Origin of the sequence: Aureitalea sp. L0-47, assembly GCF_026126405.1 — a bacterium.
Classification (GTDB): Bacteria; Bacteroidota; Bacteroidia; order Flavobacteriales; family Flavobacteriaceae; genus Pukyongia.
The window spans coordinates 469,446-487,957 of record NZ_JAFMTQ010000001.1 but is presented as its reverse complement, the minus strand read 5'-3'; the positions used below and the strand labels follow the sequence as shown (position 1 = coordinate 487,957).

General features: G+C 44.8%; 18 protein-coding genes and 1 tRNA gene. 13 read left to right on the top strand and 6 right to left on the bottom strand.

Annotated features, from left to right (window positions below; translation table 11 throughout):
- Positions 1-242 precede the first annotated feature (242 nt).
- Positions 243-3,095, top strand: a complete 2,853-nt coding sequence (locus J1N09_RS02165) for a tail fiber domain-containing protein (protein WP_265197778.1) — start codon at positions 243-245, stop codon at positions 3,093-3,095.
- Between the two features lie 24 nt (positions 3,096-3,119).
- Here the strand turns inward: J1N09_RS02165 and J1N09_RS02160 are convergent, their stop codons facing one another.
- The 3 genes from J1N09_RS02160 to J1N09_RS02150 are packed head-to-tail and all read right to left on the bottom strand — an operon-like array spanning position 3,120 to position 5,304.
- Positions 3,120-3,656 (bottom strand): DUF1697 domain-containing protein, encoded by a 537-nt coding sequence (locus tag J1N09_RS02160; RefSeq protein ID WP_265197777.1) that lies wholly within the window; start codon positions 3,654-3,656, stop codon positions 3,120-3,122.
- The gene (locus J1N09_RS02155; protein WP_265197775.1) at positions 3,657-4,076 is read right to left on the bottom strand and encodes a DUF4174 domain-containing protein; all 420 of its coding nucleotides are present in this window, start codon (positions 4,074-4,076) and stop codon (positions 3,657-3,659) included.
- A gap of 1 nt (position 4,077) precedes the next feature.
- Positions 4,078-5,304 carry an NAD(P)/FAD-dependent oxidoreductase gene (locus J1N09_RS02150; protein WP_265197774.1) on the bottom strand — a complete coding sequence of 409 codons (1,227 nt, stop codon included), beginning with the start codon at positions 5,302-5,304 and terminating at the stop codon, positions 4,078-4,080.
- A 93-nt stretch (positions 5,305-5,397) separates the two neighbouring features.
- Here J1N09_RS02150 and J1N09_RS02145 point away from each other — a divergent pair, with 93 nt between their 5' ends.
- Together J1N09_RS02145 and J1N09_RS02140 are read left to right on the top strand one after the other, a co-directional pair.
- A complete protein-coding gene (locus J1N09_RS02145) occupies positions 5,398-6,744 on the top strand; it encodes a sugar porter family MFS transporter (RefSeq protein ID WP_265197773.1) in 1,347 nt (448 codons plus the stop codon).
- Positions 6,734-7,633, top strand: coding sequence for a carbohydrate kinase family protein (locus tag J1N09_RS02140; RefSeq protein WP_265197772.1), 900 nt, complete (start codon positions 6,734-6,736; stop codon positions 7,631-7,633). The genes J1N09_RS02145 and J1N09_RS02140 overlap by 11 nt, the downstream gene beginning before the upstream one ends.
- Here the strand turns inward: J1N09_RS02140 and J1N09_RS02135 are convergent.
- On the bottom strand, positions 7,626-8,987 hold the full coding sequence (locus tag J1N09_RS02135; RefSeq protein ID WP_265197771.1) for a cyclic 2,3-diphosphoglycerate synthase: 1,362 nt from the start codon (positions 8,985-8,987) through the stop codon (positions 7,626-7,628). The two genes, J1N09_RS02140 and J1N09_RS02135, sit on opposite strands and share 8 nt — an antisense overlap.
- A gap of 215 nt (positions 8,988-9,202) precedes the next feature.
- On the opposite strand from J1N09_RS02135, the gene J1N09_RS02130 reads away from it, so the two are divergent.
- The 7 genes from J1N09_RS02130 to J1N09_RS02100 all read left to right on the top strand — a co-directional run bounded on the left by J1N09_RS02130 (position 9,203) and on the right by J1N09_RS02100 (position 14,268).
- Positions 9,203-9,607 carry a hypothetical protein gene (locus J1N09_RS02130; RefSeq protein ID WP_265197769.1) on the top strand — a complete coding sequence of 135 codons (405 nt, stop codon included), beginning with the start codon at positions 9,203-9,205 and terminating at the stop codon, positions 9,605-9,607.
- A gap of 164 nt (positions 9,608-9,771) precedes the next feature.
- A complete protein-coding gene (locus tag J1N09_RS02125; RefSeq protein ID WP_265197767.1) occupies positions 9,772-10,377 on the top strand; it encodes a flavin reductase family protein in 606 nt (201 codons plus the stop codon).
- A 5-nt stretch (positions 10,378-10,382) separates the two neighbouring features.
- Entirely contained in the window at positions 10,383-11,543 is a 1,161-nt protein-coding gene (locus tag J1N09_RS02120; RefSeq protein WP_265197765.1) for a M20 family metallopeptidase, read from the top strand.
- Positions 11,544-11,546: 3 nt separating this feature from the next.
- Positions 11,547-12,566, top strand: coding sequence for an NAD-dependent epimerase/dehydratase family protein (locus tag J1N09_RS02115; protein ID WP_265197764.1), 1,020 nt, complete (start codon positions 11,547-11,549; stop codon positions 12,564-12,566).
- Positions 12,567-12,570: 4 nt separating this feature from the next.
- Positions 12,571-13,158 carry a porin family protein gene (locus J1N09_RS02110; protein WP_265197763.1) on the top strand — a complete coding sequence of 196 codons (588 nt, stop codon included), beginning with the start codon at positions 12,571-12,573 and terminating at the stop codon, positions 13,156-13,158.
- A 36-nt stretch (positions 13,159-13,194) separates the two neighbouring features.
- Complete coding sequence (locus J1N09_RS02105) at positions 13,195-13,596, top strand: hypothetical protein (protein ID WP_265197762.1); 402 nt, start codon at positions 13,195-13,197, stop codon at positions 13,594-13,596.
- Positions 13,597-13,602: 6 nt separating this feature from the next.
- Positions 13,603-14,268, top strand: coding sequence for an AAA family ATPase (locus tag J1N09_RS02100; RefSeq protein WP_265197761.1), 666 nt, complete (start codon positions 13,603-13,605; stop codon positions 14,266-14,268).
- 106 nt (positions 14,269-14,374) lie between these two features.
- Here J1N09_RS02100 and J1N09_RS02095 read toward each other — a convergent pair.
- Positions 14,375-14,456: transfer RNA gene (locus tag J1N09_RS02095), tRNA-Leu, on the bottom strand.
- 262 nt (positions 14,457-14,718) lie between these two features.
- On the opposite strand from J1N09_RS02095, the gene J1N09_RS02090 reads away from it, so the two are divergent.
- The gene (locus tag J1N09_RS02090) at positions 14,719-16,107 is read left to right on the top strand and encodes a dipeptidase (protein WP_265197759.1); all 1,389 of its coding nucleotides are present in this window, start codon (positions 14,719-14,721) and stop codon (positions 16,105-16,107) included.
- A 6-nt stretch (positions 16,108-16,113) separates the two neighbouring features.
- On the opposite strand, the gene J1N09_RS02085 is transcribed toward J1N09_RS02090, so the two are convergent.
- Positions 16,114-16,695, bottom strand: coding sequence for a PhnA domain-containing protein (locus J1N09_RS02085; RefSeq protein WP_265197757.1), 582 nt, complete (start codon positions 16,693-16,695; stop codon positions 16,114-16,116).
- 105 nt (positions 16,696-16,800) lie between these two features.
- Here J1N09_RS02085 and J1N09_RS02080 point away from each other — a divergent pair, with 105 nt between their 5' ends.
- Positions 16,801-17,166 carry a BlaI/MecI/CopY family transcriptional regulator gene (locus J1N09_RS02080; protein ID WP_265197756.1) on the top strand — a complete coding sequence of 122 codons (366 nt, stop codon included), beginning with the start codon at positions 16,801-16,803 and terminating at the stop codon, positions 17,164-17,166.
- Between the two features lie 113 nt (positions 17,167-17,279).
- Complete coding sequence (locus J1N09_RS02075; protein WP_265197754.1) at positions 17,280-18,440, top strand: M56 family metallopeptidase; 1,161 nt, start codon at positions 17,280-17,282, stop codon at positions 18,438-18,440.
- The last annotated feature ends 72 nt before the right edge of the window (positions 18,441-18,512 follow it).

Genomic DNA, 18,512 nt, shown 5'->3' with positions numbered 1-18,512 from the left:
TCCCGATATTCTTATATAAAAAGACCAATTCGCTTCAGAAAAAGAAATCGCGTGAACCTATAGCATAGGCTATGATCATTGAAAACTTTTTCAATGTATAGAAAAGTTATGTAAATTGTAGGTCATCATCATCGAGATGAGAACCGTTTTTACTGTTCTCACCTACTATTCAACTGGTGTGCTCCCCGTGCTTATTTATTTACGAAAAGACTTAGCCTTCATGTGCTTTAAATCTGTTCATTATGAAAAAAATTGTAATCATTTTAGTTCTGTTTGCAAATCCAATTTTCGGTCAGGTGGGTATTGGAACAACAACCCCTGATTCATCTTCAGCACTTGAAATTTCAAGTAATTCGGCGGGTATCTTGGTACCTCGAATGACAGAAGCACAACGCACGGGGATTACTGGCCCGGCGACAGGGCTTCTTATTTATCAGACGGACAATTCTGCCGGATTCTGGTACTACGACGGAACTGCCTGGACTCATCTTTCTCCAGCCACCGGGGGTGAGTTTCAAAGTCTTGGAGGAATTGTACAAAATACGTCCAATCCGGGAAGTGACGATTTTGTCTTCGGAAGTTCAACTTTAAGCGGAACGGAGAACAGGATCTTTTTCGATAAAAGCAAAGCGGCTTTCAGGGCAGGGACAACTTCGGGCACGGCCTGGGATGATGTAAATGTCGGGAACCAATCCATAGGAATTGGCCCTGATAGTCAGGCCTCTGGAGATTATTCAGTAGCCATAGGACAGGGAACTGTTGCATCCGGCCCCTATTCCTTCGCGGTAAACGGTTCTGCTTCGGGATATAATTCGGCATCATTTTTTGGCAGTGCCGACGGATCGAGTTCAATGGCACTTATGGGAGGAACAGTTAATGCTTCAGCCACACGGGGCTTGTCCTTCGGAGAAAATGCTTACAGTTTGGGAGTGGCTGCTATCAGTATAGGTGAAGAATGCACAGCTTCAGGAACGAATTCCCTGGCCATGGGGTACTTTAACACGGCTTCCGGTACGAACTCGGTGGCGTTTACCGGAGGTGTGGCTTCGGGTAACACTTCATTCGCCGGGGTATACGGAACAGCTTCTGGATTCAACTCAGTAGCTTTTAACGGGTTTGCGAGGGCAAACAATGCAATATCATTAGCTGGAACCGCAGACGGTCCGGATTCAATAGCTTTAATGGGAGGTAATGTAGATTCCGGGGCGAATAATGGATTGTCTTTTGGGGAGAACGCATCCACTACCGGAATAGCTGCAATTAGTTTTGGTGAACTTTGCACGGCTTCGGAGACCAATGCCATGGCATTGGGATTCAACGCGGAGGCCTCAGGTATGAATTCGGTATCATTTACCGGGGGTACAGCATCGGGAAGTTCCGCAATCGCCGGGGCTTTCGGTACCGCATCAGGAGACAATAGTATGGCCTTCCACGGAACAGCCACAGGGGATAACGCCATCTCTATTGGTGGCACAGCAGACGGATTTGGTTCGATGGCATTGATGGGCGGAAATGTATCAATAGCGTCGTTACAGGGGTTTTCCTTTGGTGAGAATGCCACAACCTCAGGAACAGATGCTATCAGCTTTGGAGAACAATGTTCAGCCTCAGGCACCAATTCCATTGCTCTGGGATTTAACGGAGATGCTTCGGGAACAAATTCGGTCGCTTTTACATGGGGTATCGCGTCGGGAAGTACTTCCATCGCCGGAGCCAATGGTACTGCATCCGGACAAAATTCCATAGCCTTTAATGGTACTGCAACAGCAATGAACTCCATCTCATTTGGCGGTACGGCAGAAGCCGACGATTCGATTGCCCTGATGGGGGGCAATGTGAATTCAGCTGCTCCGAACGGATTCTCCTTAGGAACAAATGCTTCAACCTTGGGATCTGATGCCATATCCTTAGGTGCATCGAGCAATGCGATAGGCGATAATTCTCTTGCATTTGGTTTTGGCAGTGATGCCTCCGGCACCTATGCAATAGCATTTTCCGGAGGTGATGCTTCGGGAGAATCTGCGTTTGCAGGCCCTAATGGTACGGCGTCCGGACAGAACAGTATAGCCTTCAATGGTACTGCATCCGGGTTGGATGCCATCGCACTGGCTGGTACGGCCAGTGCCCTAAACTCTGTGGCGCTAATGGGCGGAACCGTAAATGCCTCGGCAACTTATGGATTCTCCTTCGGTGAAAACGCACTATCCTCCGGCACTGGTGCAATCTCTATAGGTGATACTTGTACGGCTTCAGGTTCAAATTCATTGGCTATTGGTTCTGGGGGGAATGCATCGGGCAGTGATTCGGTGGCTCTTACCGGTGGAAGTGCCTCAGGGTACGGTTCGCTTGCAGGAAATGGCGGCGTAGCCTCCGGCCAAAGTTCGATTGCGATCAACGGAGTAGCTTCCGCAAGTAATTCCCTGGCAATAGGCGGAAACGCATCCGGCAATGGTTCCGTTGCTATTGGTACCAATATCAATGCATATTCATACGCCGAAACTGTAATTGGCTATGAGAGCAGCGCATACACTCCCACGAGTACAAGCACTGCAGTGGGTACCGACCGACTATTAGTTGTCGCCAATAATACCACGAACAATGCCGTCACTGTTCTTAAAAACGGCCGAATGGGATTATCTAGAATCCCTACCACAAATATTCTTGAAGTGGAAGGTGATGCTTCTAAAACTACAGCTGGTTCCTGGTTGGGAAATAGTGATCGACGCTTAAAATCGAACATTGAAACAATTTCGGAAACAGAAGCTCTTCAGAAGGTCTTGGACTTAAGAGGAGTGACCTTCCAATGGAACGACGATGCTACCGGAATGGAAAGGCCAGAGGGAGTTCAATACGGATTTATCGCTCAGGAACTCATGGAGGTATTTCCATCTAAAGTAACTAAGGATGGATTAGGCTACTATCAAACGGCTTACGGGGATTACGATCCTGTGTTCGTTCAATCCATTAAGGCGCTCAATTCGAAGATCGAGGACCTTGAAAGTGAAAATGCGCAGCTAAGATCAGAGATTACCCATATCTACAAATTACTCAGCAACTCTTCATTGAATTCAAATGAGATAGAAAGTAAGAAGTAAAAAATATGTTGTTCCAGCTACGTATCAGAAACCAGATAACTCCAATAACTTCATCATCGTTCGATAATTCCTGGCCGTCACAGTTACCTTGAGTTTATTCTCGAAGAAGTTACCACTCAGTTTGGCCCGACCATAGCCGGTGGAACAATAAAAGTAGACACATTGAGGTGTAATGTGATACTCCTCATTAGGATACTGATAAGAAAGGGTTGTTTCAATATTTTCTGTGGAAGGGGGCTTAAACAGAAGTGTGAAATAACTCTTTTCTTTTTTTTCCTTCGGAAAGGGACAATTATTTAAAAATTCTTCTATTTCGGTAGGTTTCTTTACCAAAACCGGGACTTGCCAGCCATACTTCTGAAGAATAGCCTTTTGGAAAGTATCTTGTAACTCCTCCGCTGAAGCTTCGGAGCTTGACCTGAAGGTCACATTACCACTTTGAATATATGTCTGAACATCTCTGAAACCAAGGGAAGAAAGTAATTCTCTCAACTCGGCCATGGGTAGCTTTTTATGCCCTCCCACATTTATTCCACGTAATAATGCAATATAACGATACATCTATCCTCTGTTTCTATCCCTTAGTTCAGACTTCCGCATAGGCATGCTATTGATGATCTCGTAAAATTTCGACATAAGCACCAATTCGTTAGAGCTGAATTTAAGTCCGCCATCCAACCCGTACAACTCTACCTTGAACGGACTAGCTATGGGTTTCTCCCTGGTTGCAACAACAACTTCATCATTGCAATGGTATCGTATTTCACTAATTGTTGCTATATGGATCACAAGTTTGAGATCGTCCATGGCCTCCGTATCTTCTTCCAATAGTTTTATTTGTGCCGCTACCTGAGCATCTTCTTCCGAAGTACCATGAATCACTACCACCCTGTCTTTCCATCGATGTCTGTCTTCTCCCTGCGCACAGATGCTGCCTGAGACCATAATAAAAAGTATTAGATAATATTTTAACAGTTTCATACTACACTGTAATTGCTTTAGCCGCCAGGTACCCACCCGTCCAGGCATTCTGAAAATTGAATCCTCCGGTAATTGCATCGATATTCAAAACTTCTCCCGCAAAATACATACCGGGCAGTAACTTGCTCTCAAAGGTCCTGAAATTTACTTCCTCAAGAGCCACTCCCCCAGCCGTTACAAATTCCTCCTTAAACGTACTTTTCCCATTGACCTTAAATTCTCCTTTCGTAAGCTCATGGGTCAGGCGACGTGTACCGAATTTATCCAATTCAGCCCAGGTAGTGTTCTCCGAAATGCCCGACGCCAAAACCAAGTGTTTCCACAAACGCTTCGGAAGTTCGAACATAGGAAAACTGTTTATCTTCTTTTTTCCATGAGTCAGCTTCATTTCCTTGAGCTGTTGTTCAACTTCTTCTGGCCCGAGTCCGTCCAACCAATTAATCCTAATAGTAAAATTATACCTCAAAGGCTCCAAAATTCGAGCTCCCCAGGCGGATAATTTCAATATGGCCGGCCCACTCATTCCCCAATGCGTTATGAGTAGAGGCCCATCACTTTTCAAAAGTGTTTTTCCTTCGGAATTCACAACCTCTACCTCAGCCTGTGTTGCAATACCCGCAAGACCATCAATCCTGTCATCTTTAATGTTGAAAGTAAATAATGATGGCACCGCTGGCACGATGGTATGTCCCAGTGATTCCAGAAGCGACCACACTTTTGTATTACTACCTGTTGCGACTACAACTTTCTTCGCCCTGAAGGCATGATCCTTGGTTGCTACTTCCCAACCGGATTTTTCCTTTGCAATGCTCTTTACTGCCGACTGGCGATATACCATTATCCCCAATCGCTCCACCTCCCTGTTGAAGCAATCAATAATCGTTTGAGAGGAATCCGTGACCGGAAACATTCTTCCATCGGCTTCAATCTTCAGTTCCACTCCCCTTTCCTGGAACCAGGTAATTGTATCACCCGTCATAAAGCGATGAAAGGGACCTAATAGTTCCTTTTCCCCTCTTGGATAATTCTGCGTTAACTCATCGGGTAAGAATTCAGCATGAGTAACATTGCATCTTCCCCCTCCCGAAACTTTTACCTTGTTCAATACGTCCTTTCCCCTTTCCAGTATGGCTATTGTAAGATCGCCATCCATATCGGCCGCATTTATGGCAGTAAAATATCCGGCTGCTCCACCGCCAATGATCAATAGGTCGAATTCGTATTGCATACATCAAAAATACTCATAAATAGTTCAGTCATTTTAGCTTCACTTACAATAAACCAAATTTGGTATCTTACAGCTCCTAACGAACCAATATTTATGAAAGACATCACCAAATGGAGCATTACGGTTTCTCTGGCAGGATTCCTCTTTGGCTTTGACACCGTCGTGATAAGTGGGGCCAACCAACCCATACAGGAATTGTGGAACACCTCACCCCTTTTCCATGGAACCTTCATTATGAGTATGGCCTTGTGGGGCACGGTTCTTGGTTCTCTTTTGGGCGGTATCCCAACTAAGAAGTTAGGACGAAAAAAAACTCTTTTTTGGATTGGGATCTTATTTTTCATATCTGCCATAGGTAGTGCTTTTGCACCTGATCCGTACAGTTTTTCAATATTCAGATTTATAGGAGGGGTTGGAGTTGGGATCTCAACCGTAGCAGCTCCCATATATATTTCTGAAATCACAACTTCGGAAAACCGCGGGCGCCTGGGAGCCCTGTACCAGTTCAATATTGTTTTCGGGATTTTGATCGCCTTCGTTTCCAACTGGTTACTAAAAGGGGTTGGCGGTGAAGCTGATTGGCGCTGGATGCTGGGTGTAGAGGCTATTCCTGCACTGGCATATACCCTTATGGTGATGAACGTACCTAACAGTCCGCGCTGGTTATTACTTCAGAAAAAAGACATTGAAGGTGCGCTTTCGGTATTGAACCGAATGTACAATAAAAACGATGCGCAGCGCCATCTTGAAGAAATCAAAGAAGATGCTGCCCAACCCAAAAGCAGTGACAATCTCTTTCAGAAAAAATACAAGAAAATTCTCTGGCTTGGCTTCCTTATCGCGGCCTTCAACCAATTATCGGGTATTAATTTTGTACTCTATTACGCACCACAGATCCTCGAACAAGCGGGCCTTGGCGGCGAGGAATCACTCTTTAATTCGATTGCCATCGGTGCAGTGAATCTCATCTTTACCCTTATCGGTATCCGACTCATTGACCGCCTGGGTAGAAAACAACTGCTTATTATTGGATCCATTGGATATATCGTAAGCTTGTTCATGGTAGGTTATTGCTTCCAGGCTTCCTTAAGCTCGACCTTGTTGTTGATATTTATCTGTATGTTCATCGCCTCTCACGCCGTTGGACAGGGAGCAGTGATCTGGGTATTTATTTCCGAAATATTCCCCAACCGGGTTCGTGCCTACGGGCAATCCTGGGGAACGAGTACTCACTGGATTTTTGCAGCGCTGATCACACTCGTCACCCCATTCTTTATCGATCCGGCCGAAGGCTTATTCAGAAAAAATCTGGAGCTGATCTATTACTTCTTCGCTGGTATGATGGTATTGCAATTGCTATGGGCGATCTTCAAGATGCCTGAAACCAAAGGCGTAAGCCTGGAAGAGCTTGAGAAAAAACTAATTGAAGATGGAGAATAAACGGCCGAAGGTAGTTTGCTTCGGAGAAGTGCTTTGGGATGTGTTTCCGGACAAACGCTTATTGGGAGGTGCTCCACTGAATGTAGCGCTACGATTGCATTCCTTAGGTGCTGAAGTGCTAATGATTAGTGCAGTGGGCAAGGATGCATTAGGTTCTGAAGCGCTTACACAGATAGCAAATACCGGACTAAGAACTTCAGGGATTATTACTTCGGAAACAAAACCTACGGGTGCCGTTGAAGTATCACTCGTTGATGGAATAGCGAGTTACACAATTACCGAGGATGTCGCCTGGGATCATCTCGAAGTGAGCGATGAATTGATGAAAGAAGTAGCCGAAGCAGATGCGCTTGTATTTGGCTCCCTTGCCCTTAGAAACAAAAACAATCGGGAACTACTCAACACGCTACTGGAGATAAATTCCTTCGGAATATTCGATCTCAACCTTCGACCTCCACATTTTACAGACGAGCTGATTTCAGAAATGATGCAAAAGGCGCATCTCATTAAATTGAATGATGAGGAACTGGAATACGTATCTAATCTTCTGAAGATAACACATCGTAGCCTGGATTCCAGGACAGCGGAGATCGCCTATAAAACCGAAACGGATAGCATTTGTGTGACTCTGGGTGAAAATGGTGCCTTCATGGTACAGCTTTCCGAAGACTTGATAAGCAGCCACCCCGGATACAAGGTTAGTGTGAAAGACACAGTAGGAGCCGGAGACAGTTTTTTCGCTGGATTGATCTATGAGTTGTTATCAGGTTCCACAACAGAACAAGCGCTCACCATGGGTTGTGCCCTCGGAGCGCTTGTGGCATCAAAATCCGGAGCGAACTGTGAAGTCAGCCCGGATGAAATAAATACACTTACTAAAACTAACTAAGCTCTGCTTCAAGTGTCATCAACAGATTCTGCTCGGTTATAAAATTGTTTAAAACATCCTCCATTCGAGGAGTACCAATTGATTGCAGATCGTAAAATACACGAACACTAGGTTTATTGATCTCAATCACCCTGTTTAGGTCGATAGGCGTACCAATTACAACAGCATCGCATTCGCAATTATTGATGGTTTCCTCCAGATCTTTCAATTGTTGGTTACCATAACCCATAGCTGGTAAGAGTACACCAATGTCGGGGTATTTTTCAAACGTATCTTTAAGTTCTCCTACGAGGTATGGCCGTGGATCCACGATCTCACCCACCCCGTATTTCCTGGCTGCTACAGTTCCCGCACCGAGTTTCATTCCACCATGAGTTAGGGTAGGACCGTCTTCGACGATCAATACTTTTTTATTCCGAATGATTTCCGGAGTATTGATTCTAACCGGGGAAGCAGCATCTATTACGATGGCATGCGGAATGATGTCGGCAAGTAAATTCCGAATGGTATTCACATCATCGGGATGGGCCGTATCGATCTTATTAATGATCACCACGTCGGACATCCTAAGGGTGGTCTCTCCGGGATAATACTTCATTCCATGACCTGCCCTGTGAGGATCGGTTACGGTGATATGAAGATCTGAAACATAGAATGGGAAGTCGTTGTTCCCTCCATCCCATACAACCACATCGCAACCATCGGGATCATTCTCCGCAGCTCTTAGAATTGCTTCGTAATCCACTCCTGCGTAAATCACATTTCCTCGAACGATATGAGGTTCGTATTCCTCCATTTCCTCAATGGTGCACTTGTGTTTTTTCAAGTCGTCCAGGATAGCATATCGCTGTACTTTCTGAGCTTCCAGATCACCATAAGGCATTGGGTGGCGAATAGCCACAACTTTCAAACCTTTTTCCATGAGGTATTCAACGATCATACGAGAAGTCTGACTCTTACCACAACCTGTACGCGTAGCACCAACACTGATCAAAGGCTTCGTGCTTTTAACCGCCGTTTCCTTATATCCCAGTAGTGTGAAATTAGCACCTGCTTCGTTCACGATGGCCGCTTTGTGCATCACGTGCTCATATGTCACATCCGAATAGGCAAAGACCACATCATCTACCTTCAATTCTGAAATAAGTGTAACGAGCTCTTTCTCGTCGTAAATCGGAATTCCTTCCGGATACAGCTTACCTGCCAGAGCGGCCGGATATTTTCTATCCAGAATATTGGGGATCTGGGTAGCCGTAAATGCCACCACCTCATAATCTTCATTATCGCGATACACAGTATTGAAATTGTGAAAATCCCTTCCGGCGGCACCCATTATTAGAATCCTTTTTCTCATAATATGTTGGTTTTTTTTATTTCTGAATTGCAGACCAAATATATCCCAGACATGCTAGAGAAAATATGATTATTATCAGCCGTAAGCAACAAGACTCCATTCAAATCCCAGAGGATTATCGAGTAAGTTTTTTCCTTCTTTTTGGGTTATTATATTTCGTAACTTGCTGATACATAACCAATAACTTTTCAATTATGTTTTCAAAATCAAATCTTGTGAGTACTTTAGTAACCGCCATTTGGGGGTTTGGTGGTGGCTATCTCCTATGGGGCCTTCTGGCCGACCCGTATTTCCGTGAAAATGCGCTTACGGATGGTCTAATGAAGGACATGCCGGACATGCCATATCTTATCATAGGATGTATTGTGGCAGCTTTCGCATTCTGTACCATTTATCGTTCATTCGGTTCCGGAAATTATGGAGTGAACAGTGGACTGGCCTTTGGATTCTGGCTCAGTATCATGCATGGCCTGGGTGATGGCCTGATCAACCATGCAACTTCCAATATGCTAGATATTACAGGTACGATGGTCAACTTTGGAATTTACCTGGTTTTTTACCTTGTGATGGGATTGATCGTAGGCCTTATTTACGGTAAAATGGCTGCCACCAAATCCTAAAATTCCAGAATATAATTCCTCTAAAAAATGCTGCCCGATCCCCTCGGGTAGCATTTCTTTTTTGTACGAATGTGGACGGTCTGTTTTAGTCCAAAGAATGACTTTGGTCAGTTTTTAAAAGTGGTTGCTTTTGTAATTTGTTAGGTCACCGTCAAATCGTTACTATGGATTTACCTGTTGCCTTCGTATCCCTTGATATTACTGAGCCTATTTGGAGTCATTTCTTTACGGTTGCACCTTTGGTGATCATCGGAACAAAGGAAGGCGTAGGGTACGATATGGCACCCAAACACATGGCTACTCCGATGGGTTTCAACAACTATTTTGGTTTTGTTTGCACTCCAAATCACAGCACCTATCACAACGTAGTGAATAATGGGGAATTTTCGGTGAGCTACCTGCTTCCGAAGCAAGTAATTCAGGCTGCTATTAGTGCCTCTCCTCGAAGTAAAAATATTTCAAAATCCGATGAGATAGTAACTGCCCTGCCAACCATCAATGGCACACATACGGATACCTTGCTGATGGAAGATGCTTATGTTCGCCTGGAATGTAAACTCCATAAGATCATAGACGGTTTCGACGAGAATTGTATGATCACAGGGAAGGTGATTTCGGCCTCGGTGCACCCTGATTACCTGAGAGTTTCAGAAAAGGACGAAAGCGATCAGATCGCGGCCCATCCGCTTTTGGCATACGTAGCCGATGGACGGTTTGCCAGTGTTAGTGAAACTTTCAATTTCCCATACCCTAAGAACTTCTGCAGATGATTGCCATGTCTAACATAACACGGGAAATTAAAGATTACCTACAAAACAGGGAGTCGGAGATGGTGGAATTCTGTAAACAATTAGTGTCCCTGGAGTCACCTTCCCGGTCTAAGAAAGCACAAAAGATGATTCTCTCATTTCTCGAACAGCATTTGCTTTCGATGGGGTATGTTACACTTCGGATGCCGGGGAGAAAAAGTGGTGGGTATCTATATGCGAGACCCGAAAATCGAACAAAAGGGGCTCCGCTTCAGCTCATCGTGGGTCATTGCGATACTGTCTGGCCACTAAAGACGCTTAAGAGCTTTCCAATTCAGGAAAAAAAAGAAAAACTGAAAGGTCCCGGGGTATACGATATGAAAGCAGGGCTCACCCAGATACTTTTTGCACTTAAGGCATTAGAAGAGCTGGAATTTCAAACTCAGGTAACCCCGGTAATACTGATTAATTCTGACGAAGAAACAGGAAGCCGCGAATCCACAAGGGCTATTTCTCGCCTGGCTAAAATTTCGGAACGGGCCTTTGTGCTCGAACCACCGCTAGGCCTGGATGGCAAATTGAAAACCAGCAGAAAAGGCATTGGACAGTTCACCATTACAGTGAAGGGGAAGGCCGCCCATGCGGGTCTAGACCCTACAAAAGGCGTGAATGCGATCGTTGAGTTGTCTAGACAGGTTCAGAAATTATACGCTATGAACGATCTGGAAAGGGGCATCACTGTGAATGTAGGAATGATAGAAGGGGGAATTTCGGCCAATGTAATCGCTCCAAGGAGCAAGGCTGTGGTAGATGTGCGGGTAAACAGTGAAGCCGATGGTGTATATATTTCAGAAAAAATAATGAGTCTCAAACCTACATTATCCGACGTTGACCTCAAGGTAAAGGGTAAAATTGGTCGTCCGCCGATGGAAAAGAATGAGCGCAACACCGAGCTCTGGGAACACGCTCGTGACCTGGGAGAGAAATTAGGATTACAACTTGAAGACGCCATGGTTGGTGGAGGTTCTGATGCGAACACTACCAGCCAGCACACAGCCACCCTGGACGGCCTGGGAACACCTGGCGATGGAGCTCATGCCGAACACGAGTTTATTTTCCATAAGAAACTGAAGGAGCGGACCGCCCTGTTAGTTTTATTACTAACATCTGAATCGATTAAAGAATGAGTTATGGATCACCGGTTCTTATACACGTCTTTGTGTCGTATCTCCGACCTCGCCGATTCGGAATTCGAGATCAGAAAACTTCCTCGCGAAGCCTGGGAGAATGGTGATTATGTGGCTGCACGGATCATAGATCCCGGCGGCATGGACCTTAAAATAGAACTCCCTTCGGGGCGTATGCGCGGGGTGATTGGCGGCGACCTTCTTATTGGTGCTTTCGGTGAACGATTTGCCACCCTGGAAGCCACTGGTACCTACCGGGAAGTGGGAGAAGATTTACGGATGCATGTACTTACCGCCGCGGGATTGCTCGGAAAAATGACCTCCAAATCCGTCTTTATGCCTCAGATGATGGAAGTGGAATATAAGGGCCACGCCTGGAGAGAAGGTAATAAAAAGACGATGGAGGAATACGTGATCACCTATCCGGATCTCGAATATACCACCCCTACCATCTTGTTTGTAGGTACTTCCATGTCGGCAGGAAAAACCACCTCAGCGCGGATCGTGACTCATTTGCTCAAGCTGGCCGGACTTAAAGTGGTGGGCGCCAAATTAACTGGTGCCGGACGTTACAAGGACATTCTTTCAATCAAGGATGTTGGAGCGGATGCGGTCTACGATTTTGTCGATGTTGGTTTGCCGACGTCCATTTGTCCGCGGGAAGAATTCGAACATAAGTTAAAACAGCTCATCAACCGCATGGCTTCGGAACATGCTGATATTGCCGTAGTGGAGATCGGTGCTTCACCACTAGAACCTTATAACGGCGACCTGGCGATTGAAGCCATCAGGGAGCAAATAAAATGTGTGGTCTTGAGTGCATCGGACCCTTACGCTGTGTACGGACTCATGAAAGCCTATGATATCGTACCTGACATTGTTACGGGTATATCGACGAACACACTTGCCGGCCAGACCATGGTTGAAAAGTTGTGCGAGGTACGCGCGATCAATATGATCGAAGCTAGCACCATGCCCGAGATAAGAGAGATCTTATCAGAAAAGACCGGGTTTAAAATTTAGGAGTATGAACTGGAGAAGACTGAAATATACGTTCATTTGTGCGCTAGTTGTATTTGCGATAACGACTTCTGTAGCACAAAGCAGGTTCTCTGCTGAATTCAGACCGGGATTTAATATTCCAACCAGTGACCTGAATGAGGAAAACCTTGGACTAGGTTTCGGATTTGAAGTGAAAGCAGCCTACAAGATGATGCCACATCTCAAGGCCTATGGAGGATGGGGATGGAATTCATTTAAGACCGATGCTAAAGATATGAACGACGAATTGGAACTCACCGAGAACAGTTTTACTTTCGGATTTGAACTTCAGTTGCCTGTTACAGATCCACCGGTGACTTACTTCCTTTATGGTGGTGGTTTATTGGGACAGTTGAAAATTGAAGATATGAGTAATACCATCAACGCCAGCTCCGATTACGGCCTGGGATGGCAACTGGGAGGCGGCGTGGAATTCGTCCTAACGGATTACTGGAGTCTGAAACCCGATGTACGTTACCGATCATTATCGAGAGAATTTATGATAATGAATATACCTTCGGAAGTAGATATGAACTATTTCGCGGTTGGACTCGGTGTTATGGGTAATTTTTAATGGAAAAATAAAATAAACAACTTAATACATTGATCAATGAAGAAGACAGGAATATGGATCGACAAGAAGAAAGCGGTCATTATTACGATGGATGAGAATGTAGAAAAAGTACATGAAGTCTATTCGGAAATTGATGATTTTCATGTGAAAGGTGGCAGTGGCACTCGATTTAAAGGAGGCCCTCAGGACGTGGTACACGACAGTAAGTACCTTGCCCACGAAAAGAAACAGTTCAAAGAGTATTTTAAAGAGTTGATTCCCTTTGTGGAGAGTTCAGACAAAGTTGTGATATTCGGACCTGCACAGGCAGGTCAGAAATTGGCCAAGGAGATTTCCGAACGATATACTTCTCTTACGCGGAAAATTCGCGGTGTTGAGAAAGCTGATAATATGACCCCGAACCAGCTGAAAGCCTGGGTAAGGGATTATTTTGGATGAAGAAGTATGGATTCAGAAGGTAAGATTATCGCGGTAGTAGGTGCGCAATCCTCCGGTAAATCTACCCTGGTAGAACAGATCGCGGAAAAGAACCCACTGTGGAAAGTGTTCTATGAAGGTGAATCATTCCCCAAATTTGTCACTACTGCCTTTGTAGACCCCCATAAACGTATACATGCTTTCCTATATTTTCACAATAAATGGGTAGAACAATATATTGAGGCTGAAAGGTTGAGGGATCAGGGAAAGGTAGTTATCCTTGATAACTATTGGCTGTCTAATTTGTTCTACATCGATACTTTGATTAATGATGATGAGAAAGAGCAGATGATCAAATTGATTGAGAACACCGCCCGGCTATTTTCACCACCTGATGGGATCATATATTTGGACGTTGACATCAAAACAATGATTCAAAGGATCAGGGAGCGTATTACTAAAGGTGATAGATTTTGGGAAAATACCGAAGAGTGGTTGTCAGAACCAATCTCAGTTAAAAGGAGATATGACGAATTCTTTGATGGTTCTGGTTCCATGCGTTGGCTTTCAGAAGAAACAAAAATTTTAAAGATCAAGGCGACTGACAAGGACATGCTGCGGCATTCTTTGGAGTTCATTCACCAATGTCATAGCTCATTAACTGTAAAAATCCTGGAAAAGTCAATGCAGTGACGGGTAGCAGGCCTTTCGCTAGGAACTACCAGACGATACGACTGCAATTCGACACCCTGAAGCAAACGAAAAAACCCTACTGCGGTTTGCAGTAGGGTTTTTGATGTGCGGCTGAAGGGAGTCGAACCCCCACGCCTTGCGGCACTAGATCCTAAGTCTAGCATGTCTACCAGTTCCATCACAGCCGCATTACTGTGTCCATAAACTGTGATTCATAATTTTCCCGCCAATTAATGCTAGACTTCTAGCATGCCTGCCCGCCGAAGCGAAGCGAAGGAAGGTCTACCAGTTCCATCACAGCCGCTGGTACCACTTTTGTGGGTGGCAAATATACATAAGATTTACAATTTACAAATATCTTTTCAACAAAAAATTACAGGTTTTCGTACCTTCGCTATCCAGTCCTCCCAAGCCCTTGGCGAAGGCGGATAACCTTCAAAATTTACATCAATGAATAGCGCAAGATCCTACGTAAACGAACATAAAGACCGATTTATAAACGAGCTGCTCGAACTACTCAAAATTCCTTCCATCAGCGCCGATTCGGCCTATGAAAAGGACGTTCATGCAATGGCCACTGCAGTGAAAGCTTCCCTTGAAAAAGCAGGATGCGATAAGGTAGAGATTTGTGAAACACCCGGATACCCTATTGTTTACGGAGAGAAAATGGTAGACCCTAACCTCCCTACGGTACTTGTCTATGGCCATTACGATGTGCAACCACCGGATCCACTAGATCTTTGGGACAGCCCGCCGTTCGAACCGGTGATCAAGAACACCGAGCTCCATCCTGATGGTGCCATCTTTGCCAGAGGAAGTAGCGACGACAAGGGACAAATGTACATGCACGTTAAAGCCATGGAGTATATGACTTCCACCGATCAGCTTCCCTGTAATGTGAAGTTCATGATAGAAGGAGAAGAAGAAGTAGGTAGTGTTAGCCTCGGGTGGTTCGTAGAACGAAACCGCGAAAAACTAGCCAACGATGTGATACTGATCAGTGATACAGGGATGATCGCTAAAGATATTCCGTCCATCACTACAGGACTGCGCGGACTGAGCTACGTAGAAGTGGAAGTTACCGGACCCAACCGCGACCTGCACTCAGGATTGTATGGGGGTGCTGTAGCAAACCCGATCAACATTCTAACAAAGATGATCGCATCCCTTCACGATGAGAACAACCATATCACCATCCCCGGATTCTATGATACTGTAGAGGTACTGACTTCCGAAGAAAGAGCAAAAATGGCCGAAGCTCCCTTCGACAAGGAAGCGTATAAAAAGGCGCTTGACATCGAAGATGTATATGGTGAGAAAGGATATACGACCAACGAACGAAATTCCATTCGTCCTACGCTGGATGTGAACGGGATCTGGGGTGGTTACACCGGTGAAGGTGCTAAGACTGTGATTGCGAGTCAGGCGTTTGCCAAGATCAGTATGCGACTGGTTCCTCACCAGGACTGGGAAGCGATCACTGAATTGTTCAAGAACCATTTTGAAAGTATCGCACCAAAAGGGGTGAAAGTGAAAGTCAAGCCCCATCACGGTGGTCAAGCCTATGTAACCCCTATTGACAGTTTGGGCTACCGGGCTGCCTCAAAAGCCTATGAAGCTACCTTTGGAAAAACGCCTATCCCTCAGCGAAGTGGAGGAAGTATCCCTATCGTGGCTCTATTCGAAAAGGAATTGGAAAGTAAGACAATACTGATGGGCTTCGGACTCGACAGCGATGCCATCCACTCCCCCAACGAGCATTTCGGGATCTGGAATTACCTGAAAGGTATCGAGACCATTCCGCAGTTCTATCACTATTTTACGGAGTTGAGCAAGTAAATTCGGCTACAACTTCTTTACGTATTGAGTGATAATGACAATGGTTTGTCCGTCAACCTTGCCCTCGATATATTCTGAATTATCCGGGTCCAGGGAGATACGTCGAACAGCAGTTCCCTGTTTAGCGACCATGCTGGAACCCTTTACCTTAAGGTCTTTGATTAGAACAACACTATCCCCGGCCTGAAGTTCGTTGCCATTGACATCCCTGTGAACCAATATTTTTTCTGAAGTTACATTATCACCGGCCGCCGCTGCCCATTCAAGAGTAGCTTCGTCCAGGTAGAGCATATCCAGCAGATCCTGGGGCCAGCCTTCGGATTTAAGTCGGTGAAGCATTCTCCACGACATCACCTGAACAGCGGGCACCGTACTCCACATACAGTCGTTCAAACAACGCCAGTGATGTACATCCCTGTCATCACTATCGAATTGAGTAGTACAGGTGGCGCACACATAGATGGCTGCCTCTTCTTCACTTACCGATGCGGGCGCGTTGGAAACAGTATATACAGACAAATTCTCGCTGTTTCCACATAATTCACATTGGTCGTTGGCCCTCTTCTTCAGTGCTCTTTCAATACTCATCTCTTCGAAATTTGGCCAAAGGTACAGGATTAAATGTTAAAATTTTTCTTCTACACTTGTAGAATTCAAATTTTATTCTACATTTGTAGAAATAAAAGATCACTCATGCAGTTATCCAATTCCGAAGAACAACTAATGCAGATACTCTGGAAGCAGAAGCGAGCCTTTATGAAGGACCTCATCGATGCGTACCCGGATCCGAAACCCGCACCAACAACTGTGGCAACATTATTGAAGCGAATGCAGGACAAAAAGTTCGTGGATTATGAGCAGGAGGGTCGTTCCAGGAAGTATTTTCCACTAGTGAAGAAAAAGGACTATTTCTCTAAGCACGTAAATGGCCTGATCAAGAATTTCTTCAACGATAGTGCTTCCCAGTTCGCATCCTTCTTTACGGAAACTTCGGATTTGTCTAAAGAGGAGTTGGAAGAGCTTAAAAAGATCATCGATCAGCAAATCAAAAAGAAGTAATTATGGAGATGTATGTTCTGAAATCCGCGCTGTGCATCCTATGCTTTTATGTTTTTTACAAGGGCCTCCTGGAAGCTACTAGTTTGCACCGATTTAAAAGAGTATATCTATTGTTGGCGCTGTTTTTATCATTCGGAATTCCGTTGATCACTTTTACCACCTATGTAGAGGCAAATACCATAGGAACTTCAACCATAACAATGCTTCCGGGAGTAACAATTTCTGAAGAGGGATTAATAAATTACCTCCCTGTTATTCTATGGTCTTTCTACGGACTTGGCGTTGCCTTCTTTGGAATTCGATTCCTTAAAAACCTGGGAGAAATGATCAGGAAGATCGTTCGTAACCCCAAGGAGCGATCTCACAACATCATTAAGGTTTTACTCAGGGAACGAATTGCACCACACACTTTTTTCAGTTTTATTTTTCTGAATAGGGAACGATACAAAAACGATGAAATTCCGAAGGAAGTACTCGCCCATGAGCAGACACATGCCCAAGAATTACATAGCATAGACCTCATCATTGTTGAACTTGCAACCGTAATATTTTGGTTCAATCCGGTGGTTCATTTATTAAAACGTGCCATCAAACTCAACCACGAATTTCTTGCAGACCGTTCCGTTCTGAACAATGGTGCCGACCCCATCGACTATCAAAAGATCTTACTGGCGTACTCATCAACCGCCAGCTCGCCGCAATTGGCAAATTCAATCAATTATTCATCTATTAAAAAACGATTTACAGTTATGAAAGCAAACACATCAAAACGAGCTATTTGGATTCGAACAATATTGATTCTACCCTTAATAGCACTTGTATTGTTCAGTTTTACAAACAGGGAATACATTCCAATTGAAACGGACGACATGGTCCAGGAGGAACTACTTCAAACCAGCGCATCGCGTGACGAAATGAGGGAATACACCAAACTAGCAAAGAAATACAACGCTATGCCAAAGGAAGAGCGTGTGGTAAAACTTAAGGATCTCAAACGTCTGGAGTACATCTATAATAAGATGTCACCGAAACAAAAAGCAGACGCCGAACCTTTCCCGGAATGCATACCGCCACCACCACCGCCACCGCCGCCACCTCCTCCGCCAACGTTTGACGTATCGAAATTGATCTCTCAGGGAGCCACATTTTATCTCAATGACAAAAAGATATCGAATGCGAAAGCTAAAGAGCTTGAAAAGAATCTGGACGCCCTCAAGATGATCAATGTTGTTAAAGGCAAGGATGGAAAACTCAAAGTACATTTCAGAAATTAGTATATCCTACTACAAAGGCCCTTAAGATTTAAGGGCCTTTTTTGTAACAATTCGGAAAATGCAGCGTTCTAA

What these genes read in the sequence shown, in the direction of transcription:
- J1N09_RS02165 (WP_265197778.1), top strand. Translation starts at nt 243, where the DNA reads ATGAAAAAAATTGTAATCATTTTAGTTCTGTTTGCAAATCCAATTTTC.
- J1N09_RS02160 (WP_265197777.1), bottom strand. Translation starts at nt 3,656, where the DNA reads ATGTATCGTTATATTGCATTATTACGTGGAATAAATGTGGGAGGGCAT.
- J1N09_RS02155 (WP_265197775.1), bottom strand. Translation starts at nt 4,076, where the DNA reads ATGAAACTGTTAAAATATTATCTAATACTTTTTATTATGGTCTCAGGC.
- J1N09_RS02150 (WP_265197774.1), bottom strand. Translation starts at nt 5,304, where the DNA reads ATGCAATACGAATTCGACCTATTGATCATTGGCGGTGGAGCAGCCGGA.
- J1N09_RS02145 (WP_265197773.1), top strand. Translation starts at nt 5,398, where the DNA reads ATGAAAGACATCACCAAATGGAGCATTACGGTTTCTCTGGCAGGATTC.
- J1N09_RS02140 (WP_265197772.1), top strand. Translation starts at nt 6,734, where the DNA reads ATGGAGAATAAACGGCCGAAGGTAGTTTGCTTCGGAGAAGTGCTTTGG.
- J1N09_RS02135 (WP_265197771.1), bottom strand. Translation starts at nt 8,987, where the DNA reads ATGAGAAAAAGGATTCTAATAATGGGTGCCGCCGGAAGGGATTTTCAC.
- J1N09_RS02125 (WP_265197767.1), top strand. Translation starts at nt 9,772, where the DNA reads ATGGATTTACCTGTTGCCTTCGTATCCCTTGATATTACTGAGCCTATT.
- J1N09_RS02120 (WP_265197765.1), top strand. Translation starts at nt 10,383, where the DNA reads ATGTCTAACATAACACGGGAAATTAAAGATTACCTACAAAACAGGGAG.
- J1N09_RS02115 (WP_265197764.1), top strand. Translation starts at nt 11,547, where the DNA reads ATGGATCACCGGTTCTTATACACGTCTTTGTGTCGTATCTCCGACCTC.
- J1N09_RS02110 (WP_265197763.1), top strand. Translation starts at nt 12,571, where the DNA reads ATGAACTGGAGAAGACTGAAATATACGTTCATTTGTGCGCTAGTTGTA.
- J1N09_RS02105 (WP_265197762.1), top strand. Translation starts at nt 13,195, where the DNA reads ATGAAGAAGACAGGAATATGGATCGACAAGAAGAAAGCGGTCATTATT.
- J1N09_RS02100 (WP_265197761.1), top strand. Translation starts at nt 13,603, where the DNA reads ATGGATTCAGAAGGTAAGATTATCGCGGTAGTAGGTGCGCAATCCTCC.
- J1N09_RS02090 (WP_265197759.1), top strand. Translation starts at nt 14,719, where the DNA reads ATGAATAGCGCAAGATCCTACGTAAACGAACATAAAGACCGATTTATA.
- J1N09_RS02085 (WP_265197757.1), bottom strand. Translation starts at nt 16,695, where the DNA reads ATGAGTATTGAAAGAGCACTGAAGAAGAGGGCCAACGACCAATGTGAA.
- J1N09_RS02080 (WP_265197756.1), top strand. Translation starts at nt 16,801, where the DNA reads ATGCAGTTATCCAATTCCGAAGAACAACTAATGCAGATACTCTGGAAG.